The sequence below is a fragment of the Cupriavidus sp. C3SS-1 genome, from assembly GCF_057073755.1.
The window spans coordinates 2,681,394-2,702,979 of sequence record NZ_CP172699.1 but is presented as its reverse complement, the minus strand read 5'-3'; the positions used below and the strand labels follow the sequence as shown (position 1 = coordinate 2,702,979).

The window sequence follows — 21,586 nt, the reverse complement described above, 5'->3', positions numbered from 1 at the left end:
GAAACTCTAGGTTGGCGCTGCCGATGCGTCCAATGCATAATGGACATTATTCCAATGTGTCTTGCGCAATGAGGTTGCCCATGGATCTCCGCCGGCTCAGCCATGTGGTCGCGCTTGCCGATACGCTGCACTTCGCCCGCGCGGCGGAGCAGGTTCACCTCAGCCAGCCCGCGTTCAGCCGCAGCATCCAGGCCATTGAAAGTGATCTCGGCGTGCGGCTGTTCGAGCGCGAAGCGGGCGATATCCGGCCCACGCCGGCCGGGGAATTCGTGCTCGAGCGCGCGCGCCGGCTGCTGTTCGAGGCACGTTGCATGCAGCGCGATGTCGAGCTTTACCGGGACACCCAGCTTGGCGACACGGCGTTCGGCGTCGGACCGTTTCCGGCCGCGACGCTGCTGCCGCGCGTGCTGTCGGAGCTTCGGCACCAGCATCCGCAGGTCTCGCTGCGGGTCGAGGAGAGCAACTGGGTCCTGTTGCTGGAGCGCTTGCGCGCGGAGGACATCGAGTTCTTCGTCGCCGACGTGCGCGACCTGCCGGAGGACGCGGCGCTGGAAGTGCGTCCGCTGCCGGCCCAGTCCGGGCGCTTCTTTGTCCGCGCGGGGCATCCACTGGCGGGTACGGCTTGCACGATCGGCGAGGCCTGGCAGTATGGGGTCGCGAGCGTCAAGGCGCCGCGCGTGGTGACGGCGGCGTTCTCCCGGGCGCTTGGACTGCCGCCCGGCCACGACGCCGTGCTGGCGCTTGAGTGCGACGACTTTGCCGTGATCCGGGCGGTCACCTTGTCCACCGACATGGTGCTTGGCGCGACCGATGCCTCGGTCAGGGCGGAGCTGGCTTCCGGCCAACTGGTCGCGCTGGCGGTGGAGGGATTTCCCGCGTTGCAGGCCGGCATGGGTATTGTGAACCTGCGCCACCGCACGCCGTCGCCGATGGCGGTGAAAGCGATCCGCTGCATCGAGCGGGTGGCAGCGCAGATCAGCGGCGAGGGCGAAGCCTTGCCGCAATAGGCCGGGTCAGTCCGGTACGCCGAGGCGGGCCAGTGCATCGCCGGTGACGCGGCAGATGCGCCAGTCCGGCATGACGTCCGCGCCCATGGCCTTGTAGAACTCGATCGACGGTGTGTTCCAGTCGAGCACCGACCATTCGAAGCGGCCGCAGCCGCGCTCCACCGCCAGCGCCGCCAGGTGCCTGAGCAGCGCCTTGCCAAGGCCATGGCCGCGCCAGGCCGGTTCGACGAACAGGTCTTCGAGATACAGGCCGGGTTTGGCCAGGAAGGTCGAGAAATTGTGGAAGAACAGCGCGAAGCCGACGGGCCGTGTGCCATCTGGTGTATGGGCTTCGACCAGCACGGCCTCGGCTTGCGGCTGCGCGCCAGGCTGCGCGCCAAACAACGCGTGTTCAAGCTTCTGCGGCGTGGCTTCGACCAGATGGGTCAGCTTTTCGTACTCGGCCAGGTCCGAGATCAGGCGGAACAGCGTGGTGCAGTCGGCAGGCGCGGCGGGGCGGATGGCAAAGTAAGGAGACGGCATGGGGCAGGGCATGGTGCGGGACAGACGACGATTATCGCCGCTGCGTCACATCCCGGCCAGCCGCGCAACGTGCGCGACGTAGTCGGGCGCGAGGCAATCGACGGACAAGCGTTCCGGCGTGCTGCGCAGCCATGTGAGCTGGCGCTTGCAAAGCTGGCGCGTGGCCGCGATGCCGCGTTCGCGCATGGCCGGGTAGTTGCAATCGCCGTCCAGGTATTCCCAGACCTGCCGGTAGCCCACGCAGCGGATCGACGGCAGGCCCGGGTGCAGATCGCCGCGCCGGCGCAGGCGTTCGACTTCCTCGATCAGGCCGCCGGCCAGCATGGCGTCGTAGCGCGCGGCAATGCGCGCGTGCAGCACGGCGCGGTCCGAGGGCTCCAGCGCGATCACGCGGTAGCGCTGGTCGGCCGCGCCCGTGAAGGTGCGGCCGTCTGCCTGGCGCGCCAGCAGTTCGGACATCGGTTGCCCGGACAAACGGTGGATCTCCAGCGCGCGCTGGATGCGCTGGGCATCGTTGGGCGCGAGCCGCGCCGCCGTGACCGGATCGACTTCCGCCAGCATGGCATGCAGCGCTGGCCAGCCGCGTGCGGCGGCGAGTTCGTCGAGTTCGGCGCGCACGGCCGGATCGGCCTGGGGCAGGTCGTTCAGGCCCTGCGTCAGCGCCTTGTAGTAGAGCATGGTGCCGCCGACGATCAGCGGCTGGCGCCCGCGCGCGCGGATCTCGCCGATCAGCCGTTCAGCGTCGGCGACGAACTGCGCGGCGGAGTAGCTGTCGGCCGGATCGATGATGTCGATCAGATGGTGCGGCACCGCGGCCAGCTCGTCGGGCGTGGGCTTGGCGGTGCCGATATCCATCTCGCGATAGACCAGCGCCGAATCCAGGCTGATGATTTCCACGGCTGCCTGCTGTGCCAGGGCCAGCGCGGCGGCGGTCTTGCCGGAGGCGGTCGGGCCGAGCAGGCAGACGATGGGCGGGTGTGCGGACGACGGCAAGGCGGACATCAGGTCAGGACTCAGGCAGGGCAGGACGGGGTGCGGGAGGGCGGCCTTACTGGCCGCGCAGGAACAGCCGGTCCAGCTCGGCCACGCTGAGCTGGACCCAGGTCGGGCGGCCGTGGTTGCACTGGTCGGCGCGCTCGGTCTGCTCCATCTGGCGCAGCAGCGCGTTCATCTCTTCTATCGTGAGCTTGCGGTTGGCGCGCACCGCGCTGTGGCAGGCCAGCGTGGCCAGCAGTTCGTTGCGACGCTCGGCCAGCACGCGGGAGCCGCCGTAGGCGTTCAGGTCGCGCAGCACGTCGCGCGCCAGCGCCTCGGCGTCGGCCTGCTGCAGCAAAGCCGGCACGGCGCGCACGGCGAGCGTGGTCGGCGATACCGGCGCGATGTCGAAACCGAGCAACGCCAGCGTATCGCGATGCTCCTCGGCCGTGCCGATCTCCACCGGGTTTGCCGGCAGGGTCACGGGCAGCAACAGCGGTTGCACGGCGAGATCGCGCGCATCAAGCGCGTCCTTGATCTGCTCGTACAGGATGCGCTCGTGCGCCGCGTGCATGTCGACGAGCACCAGGCCGCGCGCATTCTGCGCGAGCACGTAGACGCCATGCAGCTGGGCGATCGCATAGCCGAGCGGGTGATCGTCGGTGTCCTGCGCGGCGTCGTCCGCGGCGGGCGGGAGTGGCCGGGCCACGGCGATGCCGTCGAGCAGGCCGGGCGGCTCATCGGCCCGCGCGGCCTGCGCATCGGCCAGCCATGCGGGAGGCTGGGACGACGGCATATAAGGCCGCGGCGCCGTGGCGCCACGCACCATCCCCAGATAGGCCTGGCGTGGCTGAGCGATGCCAAGTTCGGTCTGGCGCGCCGCCGAATAGTTGACCCACTGGCTGCCGCTGCCCGCTGCACCGTAGGGCGCGCGTGGCTCTTGCAGCCGGATGGCGCCCGGCGCGGGCACCGGCTCGTCGTCCGTGCCGCTGTGCAGGCTGTCGCCATTCTCTCCGGCCTGGCGCGCCAGGCAGCGCTGCACGGCGTGATAGACGAACTGGTGCACGGCGCGCGATTCGCGGAAGCGCACCTCGATCTTCGACGGGTGGACGTTCACATCCACCATCTCGGGCGGCAGGTCCAGGCACAGCACGTAGGACGGGAAACGGTCGCCATGCAGCACGTCCTGGTAGGCGCTGCGCACCGCGTGGTTCAGCAGCTTGTCGCGCACGAAGCGGCCGTTCACGAAGAAGTACTGCTGGTCCGGCCGCCCGCGCGAGGCCGTGGGCAATCCGGCAAAACCATAGAGATGGAGATCGCCGGCCGCTTCATCGAGCGGTAACCGGGCCCGGGCAAAATCGCTGCCGAGCACCTGCGCCGTGCGCGTGGCCACATCGCCGGCGTTCCAGTGTTCGAGCGGCTTGCCATTGTGGTGGACCGAGATCGCCACGTCGGGACGAGCCAGCGCCGCGCGCCGGACCATTTCCAGGCAATGCCCCAGCTCGGTCTGTTCCGACTTGAGGAACTTTCGGCGCGCCGGAGTGTTGAAGTAGAGATGCTGGACGTCCACCGTTGTGCCGACTCCGCCAGATGCCGGCTGCAAGGCGCCGGTATCGGCACTGACCAGCGTGGCGTGCGGGTCATTCGCGGTACGGCTGGTCAGCGACAGCTGGGACACGGAAGCGATCGAGGCCAGGGCCTCGCCGCGGAAGCCGAGGGTCAGCACGGCCTCGAGTTCATCGAGTGAAGCGATCTTGCTGGTGGCGTGGCGCATCAGGGCCACGGGCAGTTCGGATGCGGGGATGCCGCAACCGTTGTCCGAGATGACGATGCGCCGCACGCCGCCTTCCTCGAGCCGGATGCCGAGCTGGCTGGAGCCGGCGTCGAGCGCGTTCTCGAGCAGTTCCTTCACCACGGAGGCCGGGCGTTCCACGACTTCACCCGCGGCGATCTGGCTGATGAGCTGGTCGGGCAGGGGGCGGATCGGGCGCGGCGGCTGCGCGGTTCGGGAGGCGGAGGCTGGCATGCGGCGATTATACGTGCCGTGCCACACGCGGGATGACCGCTTCCGGGCCGCCGGGTGACCGAAGCGTCGGGCGGCTCTTGTATGATGTCGCGCTTGTTGGATCAACCTACAACACAACGGGGAAAGACTTGGATCTCGCTCTGCAGCTCATCGACATGCTGTTGCACGTCGACAAATACCTCGGCACGGTCATCCAGCAGTATGGCGTCTGGGTCTACGCCATCCTGTTCGCGATCGTGTTTGCCGAAACCGGGCTGGTGGTGCTGCCATTCCTGCCGGGCGACTCGCTGCTGTTCATTGCGGGTGCGTTCTGCGCCACGGGCGCCATGAACGAATGGGCGCTGATCGGGCTGCTGCTGACCGCGGCGATCTCGGGCAACACCGTGAACTACTGGGTCGGGAGCTGGATTGGTCCAAAGGTGTTCGACCATCAATGGCGCTTCCTAGACCAGAAGGCGCTGCGCCGCACGCACGACTTCTACGAGCGTCACGGTGGCAAGACCCTGGTGATGGCGCGCTTTGTCCCGATCGTGCGTACGTTCGCGCCGTTCGTGGCCGGCGTCTCGCAGATGACGTTCGGGCGCTTCCAGCTCTTCAACGTGATCGGCGCGCTGGCGTGGGTCGCGGGACTGGTGTTCGCGGGCTACTTCTTCGGCAACCTGCCGTTCATCAAGCAGTACCTGAACCTGATCGTGCTGGCTGGCATTGGCGCGGCCGTGGTGCCGCTGGTGCTGGGCGGGATGTGGAAGCTCGTGCGCGGCAACAAGCGCAGCACGTCGAGCGTCGAGCGCTGAGCCCAGCGCTGCCGCGGTCCTAGTTCAGGCTGCGGCTCATCATGCGCAGGGCCGGCATGCGGTCGCGGATTTGGGCGATATCCGCGGCATCCGGGCGTGCCTTTACGTAGGCCTCCAGATCCTCCAGCGCCGGCCGGAAGCATTCCATGTTGGCATAGGCGAGGCCCCGGTCGCGCACTTCCTCGATCGATCCGGGAAGCAGGATCACCAGGCGGTTCTGCACCGCCAGCAGCCGCTGCCAGCGTGATTCCTGCAGGTAGATCGCCTTCAGGTTGCGCAGCATGCGCGCAATGATCTCGCGGTGGCTGGCGGCCTGCAGGAACAGGCCAAGCGGCACCTGGCCGGGATCGGAAATCCCCTCGCGCTCCAGGTACGGGTCAAGCATTTCCTGCAGCTGCTCCTTCGACAGGGTCTCGCCGCTCAGGGGGTCAAGGATGACTTCCCCGGCCGGGATCGTCATGCGCACCAGGAAATGGTTCGGGAAGGACACGCCCTTGAGCGGCAAGCCGATCTGCTGGCCAAGCTCCATGTACAGCACGGCCAGTGAAATCGGGATGCCGCGCCGCTGCTTCAGCACCACGTTCAGGTACGAGTTGTCGGGATCGTAGTAGTCGTTGGCGTTGGCGCCAAAACCGAGATCGCGATAGAAGAAGTGGTTCAGCAGGCGCAGCCGCTGGATGGCCGGAGTACCTTCGGCAATCCTGCGTTTGAGGCGCAGCGCCAGCACATCCAGCGCGGCCAGTTCGGCTTGAAGATCCAGGTCGGGGAAGGCGTCCTGCGCGATGGAAAGTGCGGTTTCAGTCAGGGGGATGCCGTTCTCGTCCGCCACCAGGCTGGCGAAGTAATCAAGGACTTTCGTACTTGTCATTGCGGATTCCTGATGCGGCACGGCCGTGCCGTGCCCTGGCGCTCACTTGGGTGCTACGGCCCGTTCCGTCGGTGAACGAGCCCTAGACCGTCCGGCGCTTGAAGGCGGCGTATCGCAGTCCCATGAGCCACAGTGTACCGAAGTAGACCACCGCTGCAAGTACCAGGCAGGAAGCCAGCAGCGCGATGCGCAGCAGCGGCGTGGCCCCCAGCCCGACCCAGTCGAAGTTGCGCACGAACCAGAGCAGCAGGCCCGACAGCAGCAGTACCGCGGTGAACAACTGGGCCAGGAACAGTCCCCATCCGGGCGCGGGCCGGTAGTAGCCGCGCCGGACCAGGCCGGCAAAGAGCAACAGGGCGTTGATGGTGGCACCGACGCTGATCGACAGCGCCAGGCCCGCATGGCCCAGCCACGGCACGAACACGTAGTTGCAGGCCTGCGTAATGACCAGTACCACCAGGGCGATCTTCACCGGCGTGCGGATGTCCTGGCGCGCATAGAACCCCGGCGCGAGGATCTTGATGACAATGAGGCCAAGCAGGCCGGTGCCGTAGGACACCAGCGCCTGCCGTGTCATCTCGACGGCGTGCGCGTCGAACTTGCCATAGTTGAACAGGACCGACGTCAGCGGCGCGCCGAAGACATAGAGCCCGACCGCGCACGGCACCGCCAGCAGGAATGTCAGGCGCAGGCCCCAGTCGAGCAGGCCCGAGTATTCGGCGCGATTGTCCTGGGCGCTCGCCTTCGACAGGCTTGGCAGCAGGATGGTGCCGAGCGCCACGCCGAGCAGCGCGGTCGGGAATTCCATCAGCCGGTCGGCATAGGTCAGGTACGACACGCTGCCGGCAGCCAGGCGCGAAGCAATATTGGTATTGATGATCAGGCTGATCTGCGCCACCGACACGGCCAGCAGTGCCGGACCCATCTGCCGGAGGATGCGGCGCACGCCGGGATCGGCCCAGGCCTTGCGCACGCTGAAAGTCACACGCGGCATGGCGCCCAGGCGCTTGAGCGCGGGGACCTGGATCAGCAGTTGCAGGATGCCGCCGACCAGCACGCCCCACGCCTGCGCATAGATCGGCTGCGCCATGCGCGGGCCGACGAACAGCGCCGCGAAGATCAGGCAGAGGTTCAGCAGCACCGGCGTGAACGCCGGCACGGCGAACTTGCGCCAGGTGTTCAGGATGCCGGACGCCAGCGCCACCAGCGAGATCAGGCCGATATACGGGAACATCACCCGGGTCATGAAGACGGCCGCCGTATAGGTCTCGCCCTGGCCGCGGAAGCCGGTCGCGACTATGGTCATGACCAGCGGCGCGCCGATCACGCCCAATAACGACACCCCCATCAGCGCCCAGGTCATGATGGTCGCAACGGCGTCGATCAGGTGTTTGGTCTCCGCGTCGCCGCGCTTGGCGTGGTATTCGCCGAGGATCGGCACAAAGGCTTGCGAGAACGCGCCCTCGCCGAAGATGCGCCGCAGCAGGTTGGGGATCCGGAACGCCACGTTGAAGGCGTCGGTCATGTCCGAGGCGCCGAAGGCCCGGGCAATCAGGATTTCGCGCACCAGGCCCGTGATGCGCGAGAGCATGGTCAGGCTGCTGATGGTGGCGAGCGCTTTGAGCAGGTTCAAGGTGAGTCGGCGGGAAGCGGTGGATCGGGCTGGTACGGGCTGGCGGGCATGGCGGCGTGCGTGCCGCGCATTGCGTGCAGGCGCGCGGATGGCGGTTCAGACGCCCGGCGCGCGGTAAAGTTGCCGCAGCGACACGCCGCGTGCGGCGAAGTGGCGCCTATTATACGGATCGGCTTGGCTGCAACTCCGGCCCAGCTTGGTATACCGAGCCCGGTCTTGCATGTGGCTTCGGCGTGTGTGTATAATTGCCGATTCACAAGGACAGCTGCGTTCCGGATTCGTGTGTCAGTGCATCCCGGGTCGCTTGATATGACTTAATTGTTGTGTCCCCCGCGGCACGCATCTGAATTCAGGATATTTAATTACATGGCAAATTCCGCACAAGCACGCAAGCGCGCCCGCCAAGCCGTTGCTCAAAACGCTCACAACTCCAGCCTGCGCTCGCGCCTGCGTACTGCCGTGAAGGCCGTCCGCAAGGCCATCGACGCCGGCGACAAGGCTGCTGCTGCTGAAATCTTCAAGAATTCGCAAGCTACCATCGACAGCATTGCCGACAAGAAGATCGTGCACAAGAACAAGGCTGCACGTCACAAGTCGCGTCTGTCGGCTGCTATCAAGGCCATGGCTGCCTGATAGTTGCCTGGGCCGCTCCGGCGGCCCCGACGGTACTGCAAAGTGCCCGTCTCAATAAAAAAGCTCGTCGGATGACGAGCTTTTTTATTTTCCGGCCGCCGCTGCACGCGGCGCCCAGTCGTCTTATTCCAGCGAGCAGGCTTCGACCAGTTGCAGGTTGTTGTCGCGCGCGAAATTCAGCACGAAGTCGAGCGCCTTCGGTTCGATCTCGCGCAGGCGCACATCGACCACCACGCATTTGACGTTGCCCGAGAAGATCGGGCGCACGTACGGGGAATAGGTCAGGCGGGGATCGCCGGTATCGCCTTCCGGGCGGAATTGCGCCATGACGCCGCAGAGTCGTTCAGCCCAGTCGCTTGGACGGAAGGTCTTGCCTTCCTTGGTAATGCCTTGGATGAAGTATTCGCGAACATTGGGGTTCATGAGACTGGGCGACTGCGGGTGAGGCGAGGTGACTCGACGGAAAACCCGCGGAACGGGCGCCCGTTTGACGCGGCCGGCGAGTGTTTGGTTCGCTCTTTCCAGGCCGGGGTGGCGGGGCGTCGGTGTCTGCGGGGGCACTTTTGATGCCGGCGGCGGGCAGCGGCAAGGGTATGCCGGGCCCCGCGTGAATCAGCCAGTATTATATCTTATATAAGACTTGCGCATAAGCCCGAAAACCTGTCGGGAACCTGTCAGCAGGTGCCGAGGCGGGTTCTTCCGGGCTCGCCAAAGCAGAAATAATCCCTTATGATCGTTGCACGTAAATTGCGTATGCGACGCGAAAGGCGGCTCCGCGACGCGCTTCTGTCATGCAGGTTCATGACGGCGTGTCTCCTCCGGGCCGCCTTCTTTGTTTTATGAGCTCAACCCCGATCAAGCATTACCTCCAGTTCAGCGACTTGTCTCCCGATGAGTACGAGTACCTGCTGGACCGCGCACGGATCCTCAAGGCCAAGTTCAAGAACTACGAAACCTGGCATCCGCTGCACGACCGCACGCTGGCCATGATCTTCGAGAAGAACTCGACGCGTACGCGCCTGTCGTTCGAAGCCGGCATCCACCAGCTCGGCGGCCACGCGGTGTTCCTGAACACGCGCGATTCGCAGCTGGGCCGCGGCGAGCCGATCGAAGACGCGGCGCAGGTGATCTCGCGCATGGTCGACATCATCATGATCCGCACGTTCGGGCAGGACATCATCGAACGCTTTGCCGCGCATTCGCGCGTGCCGGTCATCAATGGCCTGACCAACGAATACCACCCGTGCCAGGTCCTGGCCGACGTGTTCACCTACATCGAGCAGCGCGGCAGCATCCGCGGCAAGACCGTGGCATGGATCGGCGACGCCAACAACATGGCCTACACCTGGATCCAGGCGGCCGAGCGGCTTGGCTTCACTTTCAATTTCTCGGCGCCGCCGGGTTACCAGCTTGATCCGGCGATGGTGACGGCATCGGCCGCAGGCCAGCTCAAGGTGTTCGACGATCCGCTGGCGGCATGCCAGGGCGCGAGCCTGGTGACCACCGACGTGTGGACCAGCATGGGCTTCGAGGCCGAGAACGAAACGCGCAAGCGCGCCTTCAAGGACTGGATGGTGACCACGGCGATGATGGACCGCGCCGAGCCCGATGCGCTGTTCATGCATTGCCTGCCCGCGCACCGTGGCGAGGAAGTCGAGGCCGCCGTGATCGACGGCCCGAAGAGCGTGGTCTGGGACGAGGCGGAAAACCGCCTGCACGTGCAGAAGGCGCTGATGGAATACCTGCTCTGCGGCCGCTACTGAAGCACGCGCCGGCAGGCACAAGGGGAGGGGCCATGATGGCCCCTCTTTTTACGTGACCGCATCCACATGAATGCAATCAAGGAGATGGAAGTGAGCCAGTTCGACAACGTATCGGTCGTCAAGAAGGCCAACCTGTATTTCGACGGCAAGTGCGTGAGCCACACGGTGCTGTTTGCCGATGGCACGCGCAAGACGCTGGGCGTGATCTTCCCGGCGACGCTGACCTTCAACACCGGCGCGCCGGAGATCATGGAAGTCAACGCGGGCGTGTGCCGCGTGCGCCTGGCGGGCTCGGAAGACTGGCAGACCTATGGCGCCGGCCAGCAGTTCAGCGTGCCGGGCAACAGCAGTTTCGATATCGAAGTGCAGGAAACGCTCGACTACGTTTGCCACTTCGCCTGATCGTGGCGACGGAGCCGGTCAGAGCACGACCGGTTCCGGCTCGATACGCACGCCGAAGCGGGCCTGGACCGTATCGGCGATGCGCGTGGCCAGGGCCAGCAACGCTGCGCCAGTCCCGCCGCCATGGTGCACCAGCACCAGCGCCTGCTTGCCATAGACGCCCACCGGACCGTCATTGACCCCCTTGAAGCCGCAGCGGTCGATCAGCCAGCCGGCGGCCAGCTTGAACGTGCCGTCCGGCTGGGCATAGCTGACCAGGTCGGGGTGGCTGGCCACCAGCGCGCGCCGTTGCTCGGCGCTGACCAGCGGATTCTTGAAGAAGCTGCCCGCATTGCCGATCTGCGCGGGATCCGGCAGCTTGCGCGAGCGGATGGCGATCACCGCGTCGCGGATCGTTGCGGCGTCAGGTGCGGCATTGCCTTCCAGTTCCCGTGCCAGTTCCCCATAAGCGAGCACAGGCTGCCAGTCGCGCGGCAGCCGCAGCGTGACCGCAGTGATGATGTAGCGGTCGCGGCCCGCCTGCTTGAACAGGCTGTCGCGGTAGCCGAACGCGCACCGTGACAGGTCAAGGTCCACGAAGCGCATCGTCTGGCGGTCAAGCGCGCGCAGGCCGGCAAAGCGCTCGCGCAGTTCCACGCCATAGGCGCCGATGTTCTGGATGGGTGCCGCGCCGGCGGTGCCGGGGATCAACGCGAGGTTTTCGAGGCCAGGAAGGCCGTCCGCAATGGTGCGGCAGACCAGGCCATGCCAGTTTTCGCCGGCACCGGCGGTGACGCGCCATGCGTCAGTGCCGGTCTCCACGCGGTATCCCGGAATCTCCATCAGCAACACCAGCGCGTCGAGATCGCCGGTCAGCACGACATTGCTGCCGCCACCGAGCACCACCAGCGGCAGGCCACGGCCGCGCGGGTCTTCCAGCGCGGCCAGCAGGTCGGCTTCGCTGCGGACATGGACGGCGTAGCGCGCGCGGACATCGAATCCGAATGTATTGTGGCGGCGCAGGGGATAAAATTCGTGGAAATCTGCCATGCAAGCTAGAGGTGATGCGGCCGCCACAGCGCGGCCTGGCGCCTCATGGTGCGAGGCAGGCTGGATTATACGGAAGTGCCGGCGTGGCCCGAACCGGGCCCGGACGCCGTGCAGGCAAGTGAAAAGGAGAATGCAATGCCGTCGTTTGACGTAGTGTGCGAAGCCAACATGGTCGAGATCAAGAATGCGGTCGAACAGGCCAACAAGGAGATCTCGACGCGTTTCGATTTCAAGGGTTCGGACGCACGGGTCGAGCAAAAGGAAGGCGAACTGACCGCCTTCGCCGACGATGACTTCAAGCTGGGCCAGGTCAAGGATGTGCTGATCAACAAGATGGCCAAGCGCAATGTCGACGTGCGCTTCCTCGACTACGGCAAGGTCGAGAAGATCAGCGGCGACAAGGTCAAGCAGGTCGTCACCATCAAGAAAGGCGTGACCGGCGACCTGGCCAAGAAGATCGTGCGCATGATCAAGGACAGCAAGATCAAGGTGCAGGCCAGCATCCAGGGCGACGCCGTGCGGGTGTCAGGCACCAAGCGCGACGACCTGCAGGGCGTGATCGCGTTGCTGCGCAAGGACGTGTCCGAGGCGCCGCTGGACTTCAACAACTTCCGGGACTGATTCCCGTACCCGCGCCGGTGCAATGCCGGCGCGGTGCGAGGCCGCCGGCGGCGCTCAGCGCGCCTGCGGCAGCCCGCCGATCTTCGCGCCGGCCCGGATGCCCTTCTGCGCGAACCAGCCCTTGTTCATCTCGAGTGCGTAGCGGATCGCCGCCTTCGGGCAGTGGTTGTCCTGCGTCTGCGGCGCCATGTCCTCGATATTGACGATGCTGCCGTCGTCGGCCAGGAAGGCGATCGACAGCGGCAGGTCCGTATTTTTCATCCAGAAGCAGTGTCCGGCCTTCTGCTCGAACACGAACAGCATGCCGGCATTGGCCGGCATCGATTTGCGGTACATCAGCCCCTGCTCGCGCGCCGCGGGCGTCGACGCGACCTCTGCCTGAATGGCGTACATCCCGGCCGTGAGAGGCACCACGGGCAGGGCGCTCTGTGCGTGGGCCAGCCCGGTGACGGTGGCGGCCAACAGGATGCAGCGGGAAAGCAGGGTCTTGGTCAGGATTCGCATGGCAATGCGGCGGGGGGTCAATGGCAGGCGCAAGCATAACGCACGCACGGGCAGACTGAGCGACGTCCGCACGGCGGCGCGGTGGATACAAAAAAAGGCAGGTTGCCGGGCAACCTGCCTTTCGCACGTGCGCCGGAGATCCGGCGCGGCCGCGTGCTTACTGTGCGGCCGGTGCCGAAGCGGCTGCAGCCGAAGCGGCCTTCTTCGAGTGGTGCTTCTTGTGCGAGCTCTTCTTCTTGGTGGCCTTCGGGGCTTCCTTGGCGGCCGGAGCTGCGTCAGCGGCGGCCGGAGCCGAAGCCTGGGCGAAAGCGCCCGTGGCGAACAGACCAACAACCAGGGCAGCGATCAGTTTTTTCATTGCGATTACCTCGAAGAGTGACTGTAGTCGGAAAGTTGGCGCGCAATTGGACGCGTCACCGACAACAACGAGGACACCGCCCGCTGCGTTGACGTACCCGGTGTTAGTTTTTGTAACGCACGCGACCCTTGTTGCCGGCGCCCGGCCCGCGCGGGGCAGGCTGTGGCGCGCGGGCGACGGGCAGGCCAAGCAGGTCCGGCGCCACGACACAGGATTGCCCCGGCAGCAACGACAGTGCGCGCAGGTCAAGCCGGCCGATGGTCGCGCGCACGAGGCGCAGCGTCGGGAAACCTACCGCAGCGGTCATGCGACGGACCTGGCGGTTCTTGCCTTCACGGATCTGCAGTTCGAGCCAGCTGGTCGGGATCGCCGCGCGATAGCGCACGGGCGGATGCCGGGGCCAGAGCCACGACGGCTCCTCGACCACGCGGACCTTGGCCGGCAAGGTATGGAAATCGCCGAGGTCGACGCCTTGCCGCAAGCGCGCCAGGGCGGCCTCGTCGGGAATGCCCTCTATCTGCGCGAAGTAGGTCTTGGCGAGCTTGTGGCGGGGATCGGCGATCCGCGCCTGCAGGCCGCCGTCATCGGTGAGCAGCAGCAACCCCTCGCTGTCTGCATCGAGTCGGCCGGCCGGGTACACGCCAGGCGTCGCGATCCACTCGGCCAGCGTCGGCCGCGAGGGATGCTCGGAAAACTGGCTCATGGTGCCAAAAGGCTTGTTCAGGGCAATCAACGTCATGGGGCAGCAGTATGCCGGAGCCGGGGCGATTCCCGGCGTTCCCTGATCGGCGCTTCCAGCGTGGCAGATCGCCCGGAATTGCTGCATAATGAGTGGCTAGTCTTGTGTCTTATATAAGACTGACGTGGTGCGGCGCAACGCAGGCGGCCCCGGGCCTCCGGCTACAATGCCTTCGCTCCGCCTCGCTCATTTTGCTGCCGGGCCGTGCGTGCCGGGCGGCTGTCTTAACCGTTCCGTACTGGAGACGTCATGTATCAACACATCAAGGTCCCGGCTGGCGAGAAGATCACGGTCAACCAGGATTTTTCGCTGAATGTCCCGGACCAACCGATCATTCCTTACATTGAAGGCGATGGTACGGGCCGGGATATCACCCCGGTGATGATCAAGGTGGTGGACGCGGCAGTGGCCAAGGCATACGACGGCAAGCGCAAGATCTCGTGGATGGAGATCTACGCCGGCGAGAAGTCGACCAAGGTCTACGGCCCCGATGTGTGGCTGCCCGACGAGACCCTGGACGTGCTCAAGGAATATGTGGTCTCGATCAAGGGCCCGCTGACCACGCCGGTCGGTGGCGGCATCCGTTCGCTGAACGTGGCGTTGCGCCAGCAGCTCGACCTGTATGTGTGCCTGCGCCCGGTGCGCTATTTCAAGGGCGTGCCTTCGCCGGTGCGCGAGCCGGAGAAGACCAATATGGTCATCTTCCGCGAGAACTCAGAAGACATCTACGCCGGTATCGAGTGGGAAGCCGAAAGCCCGCAGGCCAGGAAGCTGATCGCCTTCCTGCAGAACGAGATGGGCGTAAAGAAGATCCGCTTTCCCGAAACCTCGGGGATCGGCGTCAAGCCCGTATCGAAGCAGGGCACCCAGCGCCTGGTGCGCAAGGCCATCCAGTACGCTATCGACAACGACAAGCCGTCGGTCACGCTGGTGCACAAGGGCAACATCATGAAATTCACGGAAGGCGGGTTCCGTGACTGGGGCTATGAGCTGGCCCAGGCGGAATTCGGTGCCGAGCTGGTCGACGGCGGCCCGTGGTGCAAGTTCAAGAACCCGAAGACCGGCCGCGATATCGTCATCAAGGACGCCATTGCCGACGCCTTCCTGCAGCAGATCCTGCTGCGTCCGGCCGAATACTCGGTGATCGCCACGCTGAATCTCAACGGCGACTACATCTCCGACGCGCTGGCGGCCCAGGTCGGCGGCATCGGTATCGCCCCGGGTGCGAACCTGTCCGACTGCGTGGCCATGTTCGAAGCCACCCACGGCACGGCGCCGAAATACGCCGGCAAGGATTATGTCAATCCGGGTTCGGAAATCCTGTCGGCGGAAATGATGTTGCGCCACATGGGCTGGACCGAGGCGGCCGACCTGATCATCGCTTCCATGGAAAAGTCGATCCTGTCGAAGAAGGTGACGTATGACTTCGCCCGCCTGCTGGAAGGCGCGACGCAGGTGTCGTGCTCAGGTTTTGGCCAGGTGATGATCGACAATATGTGATCCACTGGCCCGGCAGGCGCGCGCGTCTGCGTGCGAAAGCCCCGGCGCCGCAATGCGGCGACCGGGGCTTTTTAACGCCGATGAGCGACGTCGGGATCCGGGCAGGGTATTGCGGCACGGCGCACGGCCGCAGAATGCAGAAAGCCCGGCGCGAGGCCGGGCTTTTCGTCGGATGCGGTAGCGTGCAGCTGAGAGCCGTGCAACGGCATTGCCGCGGCCCTGAGGGCGGAGGCCATGCTGTTTTCGCGGATCCCGTTCCGGGGGAGTTTCCCCCCGCATCCTTGGTGACTACCCCGAAACTCTGTCGGCCCGGGTGCAGTCGCGGCGCACTTCAGCCCTGCGCGTCCTGGATGTTGGTGGCCTGCTTGCCCTTGGGGCCCTGGGTCACCTCGAACGAGACGCGCTGGCCTTCCTTGAGCGTCTTGAAGCCCGCCATCTGGATTGCCGAAAAGTGCGCAAACAGTTCTTCCTCGCCTTCGTCCGGCTTGATGAACCCGAAGCCCTTGGCGTCATTGAACCATTTGACGATACCGCTTGCCATATACTCCCCCAACGAAATAGCAGATTTCAAAGCGGGGAAGCCTGCGGCCAGCTGGATGACACGCGCTGCGGCGCCAGGCCGCCGCCTCCCTTCGGGATGCGGACGGCAATGACGCAGCATGGGTGAATCGCGTGGCAACGCTTCTGGTTATTGTGTGCCAGTATCGTCGCCACTGGTTCGTAAGCCTCCCTGCTCACGGATCACGAGGTCCGGCCCTTTTGCTTGACTCGCTGGCCTGAACCCGGTGTGCGACCGATTCTTCTGGCAAACCCATTTACTGTCAAGCTGGCGGATTCCCCACTCCCGGAAGGGTGTGGCGGGAATCGGACGGCCGCTGATGGTACCGTGTGGGGATGCGCACAGCGGCGTGGCGCACATTGGCGCTAGCGTGCCGGCGTGGGCCAGTCACGTGCATTGCAATGCCTTTGGCATTTTCCTAACGACGCGAACGCGTGGCGCGGCCCTTGAATCCCGCCACAGTTCCCCAAATTGCAGAGTTGCGAGTAAGGGTTAGAATAAAGCCATGGCTACACGGCTGGCGAATGTCCCACAACGCGAAGCAGGCACCATTCTGGAGCGGAAGGAGCAGGCGCTCAAACCGCCCGCTATGTACAAGGTGGTGCTGCTCAACGACGACTACACTCCGATGGAGTTTGTAGTCATGATCCTGCAACAGTATTTCAGCAGGGACCGTGAAACGGCGACGCAGATCATGCTCACCGTGCATCGGGAAGGTAAGGGCGTCTGCGGTATCTACACCAGAGATATCGCCGCGACAAAGGTCGAGCTGGTGTCAACGCACGCGCGGCAGGCGGGCCACCCCCTGCAGTGCGTGATGGAGGAAGCATGATTGCGCAAGAATTGGAAGTGAGCCTGCACATGGCGTTCGTTGAGGCCCGGCAGGCACGCCACGAGTTCATCACCGTGGAACACCTGTTGCTGGCGTTGCTCGACAACCCGACGGCAGCAGAGGTCTTGCGCGCCTGCGCGGCCAATATCGAGGACTTGCGCACCAGCCTGAAGAATTTCATCGCTGACAACACACCGGTCGTTCCCGGCACGGATGAGGTCGACACTCAGCCGACGCTGGGTTTCCAGCGTGTGATCCAGCGCGCGATCATGCACGTGCAGTCCACGTCCAACGGCAAGAAGGAAGTGACTGGCGCCAACGTGCTGGTCGCCATCTTCGGCGAGAAGGATTCGCACGCCGTCTACTACCTGCAGCAGCAGGGCGTGACGCGCCTGGACGTGGTCAACTTCATCAGCCACGGCATCCGCAAGGACCAGTCCGAGCCCGCCAAGCATGGCGATGGCACGGGCGAAGGCGAAGGCGGTGACGGCAAGGAAAGCCCGCTCGAGCAATACACCCAGAACCTGAATACGCTGGCCAAAGCCGGCAAGATCGACCCGCTGATCGGCCGCGAAAGCGAAGTCGAGCGCGTGGTGCAGGTGCTGTGCCGGCGGCGCAAGAACAACCCGCTGCTGGTCGGCGAGGCAGGCGTCGGCAAGACCGCGATCGCGGAAGGCCTGGCGTGGCGCATCACCAAGAACGAAGTACCGGACATCCTGGAAAAGGCGACCGTCTACTCGCTCGACATGGGCGCGCTGCTGGCCGGCACGAAATACCGCGGTGATTTCGAACAGCGCCTGAAGGGCGTGCTGAAGTCGCTCAAGGACAACCCGAACGCGATTCTCTTCATCGACGAGATCCACACGCTGATCGGCGCGGGCGCCGCGTCAGGCGGCACGCTGGACGCGAGCAACCTGCTCAAGCCGGCCCTGTCGTCGGGCCAGCTCAAGTGCATCGGCGCCACCACCTTCACCGAATATCGCGGCATCTTCGAGAAAGACGCGGCGCTGTCGCGGCGCTTCCAGAAGATCGATGTGGTCGAGCCTTCGGTCGACCAGACCGTTCAGATCCTGCGCGGCCTGAAGTCGCGCTTCGAGGAGCACCACGGCGTCAAGTACGCGGCCTCGGCGCTGACCGCGGCGGCCGAACTGTCGGCGCGCTTCATCACCGACCGCCACCTGCCTGACAAGGCGATCGACGTGATCGATGAAGCCGGCGCGGCACAACGCATCCTGCCGAAGTCCAAGCAAAAGAAGACCATCGGCAAGGGCGAGATCGAGGATATCGTCTCGCGCATTGCCCGCATCCCGCCGCAGAGCGTGAACCAGGACGACCGCAGCAAGCTGCAGACGCTGGAACGCGACCTGAAGTCGGTGGTGTTCGGTCAGGACCCGGCCATCGAAGCACTGGCCTCGGCGATCAAGATGTCGCGCGCGGGGCTGGGCAAGACCGACAAGCCGATCGGCTCCTTCCTGTTCTCGGGCCCCACGGGCGTGGGCAAGACCGAAGTCGCCAAGCAGCTCGCCTTCATCATGGGCATCGAGTTGCTGCGCTTCGACATGTCGGAGTACATGGAGCGCCACGCGGTCAGCCGCCTGATCGGCGCGCCGCCGGGATACGTCGGCTTCGACCAGGGCGGCCTGCTGACCGAGGCCGTTACCAAGAAGCCGCACTGCGTGCTGCTGCTGGATGAAATCGAGAAGGCGCATCCGGATATCTTCAATATCCTGCTGCAGGTCATGGACCATGGCTCGCTGACCGACAACAACGGCCGGCGTGCCGACTTCCGCAACGTGATCATCATCATGACCACCAATGCGGGGGCGGAGACCATGAACCGCGCCACCATCGGCTTCACCACGTCGCGCGAGCAGGGCGATGAAATGGCCGACATCAAGCGCATGTTCACGCCGGAGTTCCGCAACCGGCTGGACGCGATGATCAGCTTCCGTTCGCTGGACGAGGAGATCATCCTGCGTGTGGTGGACAAGTTCCTGATGCAGCTGGAAGAGCAGCTTCACGAGAAGAAGGTGGAAGCCAGCTTCACCGAGGCACTGCGCAAGTTCCTGGCGCGCAAGGGCTTCGATCCGCTGATGGGCGCCCGCCCGATGCAGCGCCTGATCCAGGACATGATCCGCAAGGCGCTGGCCGACGAGTTGCTGTTCGGCAAGCTGGTGTCCGGGGGCAAGGTGGTGGTCGATCTCGACGATCAGGACCAGATCAAGCTCGACTTCTCCGAAGCCGATCCGGAGCCGCCCGAGGCGCCGGAAAGCGAGCAGCGCGCGGAGGTCTGAGCGACGCGCGAGGACATTGTCTGCAATTGCGGCCATCCTCGGGCAAAATACAGGGGCGGCAGAAATGCCGCCCTTTGTTTTTTGTCACGGCAGCCAGTGGGCCGCCTCTTCCAGAAAGACCGATGTCCCGTCCCGAACGCACGCGGCTGCGCCGCATGCTGCTCAAAGCCCTGCCGCTGGCCGCTACACCGCTGACTGCGGTGGCCGCTGGCGCGCCCGCCGATTCGCCCGCAAGCGGCCGTCCGATCACGATGGTCCTGCCGTTTCCGCCGGGTGGCAGCGTCGATATCGTGGCGCGCCAGCTGCAGCCGGGCCTCAAGGCTTTGCTCGGCCAGACGGTCGTGGTCGACAACAAGCCTGGCGCCGGCGGACTGATCGCCTCCAGTACCGTTGCGCGTTCCAAGGCCGATGGCAATACCCTGCTGATGGCTTTCGACACCCACGCCATCAACCCGTTTGCCTACAAGCAGCTGCCCTACGACACCTTCCGCGATTTCACCCCGATTTCGCAGCTGGTGCGTTTTCCGCTCGTGATCGCCGCGAATCCGGCGCTGCCGGCCTCCAATGTGCGCGAGCTGGCGGCACTGGCCAAGGCCAGGCACGACGGCGTGCGCTATGCCTCGTCCGGCATCGGCAGCCTCAACCAGCTTGCCGCCGAAGCGCTGGCCACCGAGACCGGCGTGCATATGCTGCACGTGCCCTACAAGGGCGGCGGCCCGGCCGTGCAGGCCGTGCTGTCGAACGAAGTCGACATCTTCTTCAGCAGCTACGCGGCCGTGCAGGCCCATATCGCGGCCAAGACCATCAAGGTGCTTGGCGTCACGGGAACCAGCCGGCTGAAGCAGTTGCCGCAAGTGCCTACCGTGGCGGAGCAGGGCGTGCGCGGATTTGAGGCGTATTCGTGGATCGGCGTGTTCGGCCCGGCGGGCATGGCGCCCGCCACCGTGAGCCGCATCCACGACGCCCTGGTGGAGTCGCTGCACCAGCCGCGCGTGGTCGATGCCCTGGCGGCGCAAGGCTTCGAGATCGTCGGCGGCAGCCCCGCCGAGCTTGGAAACCTTGTGCGGCATGAGCACGACAAGTGGCAGGCTGTGGCACGCAAGGCCAATATCCAGTTCGAGTAATGGCAGGCAACGCCGAAATGTTCGACCACGCTGTCGTGGTCTGCCCCGATCTTGATGCCGGCGCCGAGGCCTGGCGCCGGCTCGGCTTTACGCTGACGCCGCGCGGCTATCACACGCTGGGTTCCCAGAACCACTGCATCATGCTGGCGCGCGACTATGTCGAGTTGCTCCACGTCACCGCACCGAACCCAAGCCGGCAGTATTACTGGGACGCCCAGGCGCGTGGTGGCGGCTGTGCGGCCATGTCATGCAAGAGCGCCGATGCCTTCGCCACGGCGGCCCGACTGCGCGAGGGCGGCTGGCATATTTCCGAGCCGATCGAGTTTTCGCGTCCGGTGGTGCTCGACGATGGCAGCGAGCACGCTGCCACGTTTCGCGTCACGGCGCTCGATGACGCACCGGGTGCGCGCTACTTCGTTTGCGAGCACCGCACGCCCGAACTGCTCTGGCGGCCGGAATGGATCCGGCACGCCAATGGCGCGCAGGGGATTGCGTCGATGTTCATGGTGGTAGCGCCGGCGCTGGTGGATGCGACCGGCCGCGCCTATGCCGAGCTGACCGGCGGCGAGATGACGCAGCTGAGCGACCACATCTGCAGTGTCTCGGTGGACGATGCCACGCTGGTCGTCAGTACGCCCCAGGCGCTGGCAGCGGCAACCGGCACCGCGCACATCCAGCGCGATGTGCCGGGCTATGCGGCGATCCGCCTGCGCACTGGCGCACTGGCAAAAGCGCGCCAGATCTGGCGCGCGGCCGGCATTCCGGCCCAGGACCTCGGACCGCACGAGACCCTGATTCCGGCGAGCGCCGCCGGCGGCGTTGCCCTGCTGTTCGAACAGCAGGGCTGAAGCCGGGCAGCGTCAGGCGCTGGCCTTGGCGTGGTGCACACCAGTCGAGCCAAAACCGCCGGCGCCGCGCTCGCTGTTTTCCGAGAACTCTTCGACCGTCGTGAACACCGGGCGCAGCACGGGCACGAACATCATCTGCGCAATGCGCTCGCCGGGCTGGATCACGATGGGCTCGGTGCCCGGCGCGTTGCGGTTCCACACGCTGACCATGATCTGGCCCTGGTAGTCGGCGTCGATCACGCCGATCGAATTGCCCAAGACCAGGCCTTTCTTGTGGCCTAGTCCCGAGCGCGGCACGATGGTCGCGGCCATGTACGGGTTGCCCATATGCACGGCGATGCCGGCCGGCACCAGTTGCGCGGCGGTGCCCGCTGCGATCGACACCGGTGCGTCGACGCAGGCATGCAGGTCGATGGCGGCGGCCATGTCGCTCTGGTAAGCGGGCAGGCCCCACTCGTTCAGGCGGGAATCCAGCACCTTGATTTCAACGGACGGGTTCAGTTCTAGGCTCATTTCGGGATCGGTTCTGAGAATCTCCGGCAAGGCGGCTTGCCT

At 65.3% G+C, this 21,586-nt stretch carries 23 protein-coding genes; 11 read left to right on the top strand and 12 right to left on the bottom strand.

Features of this window, described 5'->3' with window-relative positions; translation table 11 throughout:
- The first annotated feature begins 80 nt into the window (after window positions 1–80).
- The gene (locus tag ACIGJC_RS12545; protein ID WP_483709172.1) at window positions 81–1,007 is read left to right on the top strand and encodes a LysR family transcriptional regulator; all 927 of its coding nucleotides are present in this window, start codon (window positions 81–83) and stop codon (window positions 1,005–1,007) included.
- A gap of 6 nt (window positions 1,008–1,013) precedes the next feature.
- On the opposite strand, the gene ACIGJC_RS12540 is transcribed toward ACIGJC_RS12545, so the two are convergent.
- Genes ACIGJC_RS12540 through mutL form a run of 3 tightly spaced genes read right to left on the bottom strand, consistent with a single transcriptional unit; the run spans window position 1,014 to window position 4,530 of the window.
- Complete coding sequence (locus tag ACIGJC_RS12540; RefSeq protein WP_483709170.1) at window positions 1,014–1,529, bottom strand: N-acetyltransferase family protein; 516 nt, start codon at window positions 1,527–1,529, stop codon at window positions 1,014–1,016.
- A gap of 45 nt (window positions 1,530–1,574) precedes the next feature.
- Window positions 1,575–2,531, bottom strand: coding sequence for a tRNA (adenosine(37)-N6)-dimethylallyltransferase MiaA (gene miaA, locus ACIGJC_RS12535; RefSeq protein WP_483709169.1), 957 nt, complete (start codon window positions 2,529–2,531; stop codon window positions 1,575–1,577).
- A gap of 46 nt (window positions 2,532–2,577) precedes the next feature.
- Window positions 2,578–4,530, bottom strand: coding sequence for a DNA mismatch repair endonuclease MutL (gene mutL / locus ACIGJC_RS12530; RefSeq protein WP_483709168.1), 1,953 nt, complete (start codon window positions 4,528–4,530; stop codon window positions 2,578–2,580).
- Window positions 4,531–4,670: 140 nt separating this feature from the next.
- Here mutL and ACIGJC_RS12525 point away from each other — a divergent pair, with 140 nt between their 5' ends.
- The gene (locus tag ACIGJC_RS12525) at window positions 4,671–5,324 is read left to right on the top strand and encodes a VTT domain-containing protein (RefSeq protein ID WP_483711533.1); all 654 of its coding nucleotides are present in this window, start codon (window positions 4,671–4,673) and stop codon (window positions 5,322–5,324) included.
- A gap of 19 nt (window positions 5,325–5,343) precedes the next feature.
- On the opposite strand, the gene ACIGJC_RS12520 is transcribed toward ACIGJC_RS12525, so the two are convergent.
- Together ACIGJC_RS12520 and murJ are read right to left on the bottom strand one after the other, a co-directional pair.
- Window positions 5,344–6,192, bottom strand: a complete 849-nt coding sequence (locus tag ACIGJC_RS12520) for a SirB1 family protein (protein WP_483709167.1) — start codon at window positions 6,190–6,192, stop codon at window positions 5,344–5,346.
- An 82-nt stretch (window positions 6,193–6,274) separates the two neighbouring features.
- A complete protein-coding gene (gene murJ, locus ACIGJC_RS12515; protein ID WP_483709166.1) occupies window positions 6,275–7,825 on the bottom strand; it encodes a murein biosynthesis integral membrane protein MurJ in 1,551 nt (516 codons plus the stop codon).
- 366 nt (window positions 7,826–8,191) lie between these two features.
- Between murJ and rpsT the strand changes: the two genes are divergently transcribed.
- Window positions 8,192–8,458, top strand: coding sequence for a 30S ribosomal protein S20 (gene rpsT, locus ACIGJC_RS12510; protein ID WP_011298911.1), 267 nt, complete (start codon window positions 8,192–8,194; stop codon window positions 8,456–8,458).
- A 123-nt stretch (window positions 8,459–8,581) separates the two neighbouring features.
- Here the strand turns inward: rpsT and ACIGJC_RS12505 are convergent, their stop codons facing one another.
- Entirely contained in the window at window positions 8,582–8,881 is a 300-nt protein-coding gene (locus ACIGJC_RS12505) for a DUF3579 domain-containing protein (protein ID WP_011298910.1), read from the bottom strand.
- A gap of 416 nt (window positions 8,882–9,297) precedes the next feature.
- Between ACIGJC_RS12505 and argF the strand changes: the two genes are divergently transcribed.
- Both argF and ppnP read left to right on the top strand, forming a co-directional pair.
- The gene (argF, locus tag ACIGJC_RS12500; protein WP_483709165.1) at window positions 9,298–10,221 is read left to right on the top strand and encodes an ornithine carbamoyltransferase; all 924 of its coding nucleotides are present in this window, start codon (window positions 9,298–9,300) and stop codon (window positions 10,219–10,221) included.
- Window positions 10,222–10,311: 90 nt separating this feature from the next.
- Window positions 10,312–10,623, top strand: a complete 312-nt coding sequence (ppnP, locus tag ACIGJC_RS12495; protein WP_483711532.1) for a pyrimidine/purine nucleoside phosphorylase — start codon at window positions 10,312–10,314, stop codon at window positions 10,621–10,623.
- An 18-nt stretch (window positions 10,624–10,641) separates the two neighbouring features.
- Here the strand turns inward: ppnP and murB are convergent, their stop codons facing one another.
- Window positions 10,642–11,652 (bottom strand): UDP-N-acetylmuramate dehydrogenase, encoded by a 1,011-nt coding sequence (gene murB, locus ACIGJC_RS12490; protein WP_483709164.1) that lies wholly within the window; start codon window positions 11,650–11,652, stop codon window positions 10,642–10,644.
- Between the two features lie 135 nt (window positions 11,653–11,787).
- On the opposite strand from murB, the gene ACIGJC_RS12485 reads away from it, so the two are divergent.
- Complete coding sequence (locus tag ACIGJC_RS12485; RefSeq protein WP_483709162.1) at window positions 11,788–12,273, top strand: YajQ family cyclic di-GMP-binding protein; 486 nt, start codon at window positions 11,788–11,790, stop codon at window positions 12,271–12,273.
- 54 nt (window positions 12,274–12,327) lie between these two features.
- Here the strand turns inward: ACIGJC_RS12485 and ACIGJC_RS12480 are convergent, their stop codons facing one another.
- The 3 genes from ACIGJC_RS12480 to ACIGJC_RS12470 form a co-directional block, all read right to left on the bottom strand.
- A complete protein-coding gene (locus tag ACIGJC_RS12480; protein WP_483709160.1) occupies window positions 12,328–12,777 on the bottom strand; it encodes a DUF192 domain-containing protein in 450 nt (149 codons plus the stop codon).
- A 157-nt stretch (window positions 12,778–12,934) separates the two neighbouring features.
- Window positions 12,935–13,135: a hypothetical protein gene (locus ACIGJC_RS12475; protein ID WP_483709158.1), complete on the bottom strand. Its 201-nt coding sequence runs from the start codon at window positions 13,133–13,135 to the stop codon at window positions 12,935–12,937.
- A gap of 103 nt (window positions 13,136–13,238) precedes the next feature.
- The gene (locus ACIGJC_RS12470) at window positions 13,239–13,874 is read right to left on the bottom strand and encodes a pseudouridine synthase (protein WP_483709156.1); all 636 of its coding nucleotides are present in this window, start codon (window positions 13,872–13,874) and stop codon (window positions 13,239–13,241) included.
- 249 nt (window positions 13,875–14,123) lie between these two features.
- Between ACIGJC_RS12470 and icd the strand changes: the two genes are divergently transcribed.
- Complete coding sequence (icd, locus tag ACIGJC_RS12465; RefSeq protein WP_483709154.1) at window positions 14,124–15,374, top strand: NADP-dependent isocitrate dehydrogenase; 1,251 nt, start codon at window positions 14,124–14,126, stop codon at window positions 15,372–15,374.
- 331 nt (window positions 15,375–15,705) lie between these two features.
- Here icd and ACIGJC_RS12460 read toward each other — a convergent pair whose 3' ends face one another.
- On the bottom strand, window positions 15,706–15,915 hold the full coding sequence (locus ACIGJC_RS12460; protein WP_483709152.1) for a cold-shock protein: 210 nt from the start codon (window positions 15,913–15,915) through the stop codon (window positions 15,706–15,708).
- 523 nt (window positions 15,916–16,438) lie between these two features.
- Between ACIGJC_RS12460 and clpS the strand changes: the two genes are divergently transcribed.
- The 4 genes from clpS (at window position 16,439) to ACIGJC_RS12440 (ending at window position 21,031) form a co-directional block, all read left to right on the top strand.
- A complete protein-coding gene (clpS, locus tag ACIGJC_RS12455; RefSeq protein ID WP_116318045.1) occupies window positions 16,439–16,765 on the top strand; it encodes an ATP-dependent Clp protease adapter ClpS in 327 nt (108 codons plus the stop codon).
- Window positions 16,762–19,059, top strand: a complete 2,298-nt coding sequence (clpA, locus tag ACIGJC_RS12450; protein ID WP_483709150.1) for an ATP-dependent Clp protease ATP-binding subunit ClpA — start codon at window positions 16,762–16,764, stop codon at window positions 19,057–19,059. The genes clpS and clpA overlap by 4 nt, the downstream gene beginning before the upstream one ends.
- A 122-nt stretch (window positions 19,060–19,181) precedes the next feature.
- The gene (locus ACIGJC_RS12445) at window positions 19,182–20,183 is read left to right on the top strand and encodes a Bug family tripartite tricarboxylate transporter substrate binding protein (RefSeq protein ID WP_483709148.1); all 1,002 of its coding nucleotides are present in this window, start codon (window positions 19,182–19,184) and stop codon (window positions 20,181–20,183) included.
- The gene (locus tag ACIGJC_RS12440) at window positions 20,183–21,031 is read left to right on the top strand and encodes a VOC family protein (RefSeq protein WP_483709147.1); all 849 of its coding nucleotides are present in this window, start codon (window positions 20,183–20,185) and stop codon (window positions 21,029–21,031) included. Before ACIGJC_RS12445 ends, ACIGJC_RS12440 begins: the two co-directional genes overlap by 1 nt.
- A 12-nt stretch (window positions 21,032–21,043) precedes the next feature.
- On the opposite strand, the gene dut is transcribed toward ACIGJC_RS12440, so the two are convergent.
- Window positions 21,044–21,544 carry a dUTP diphosphatase gene (dut, locus tag ACIGJC_RS12435; RefSeq protein WP_483709146.1) on the bottom strand — a complete coding sequence of 167 codons (501 nt, stop codon included), beginning with the start codon at window positions 21,542–21,544 and terminating at the stop codon, window positions 21,044–21,046.
- Window positions 21,545–21,586 lie beyond the last annotated feature (42 nt).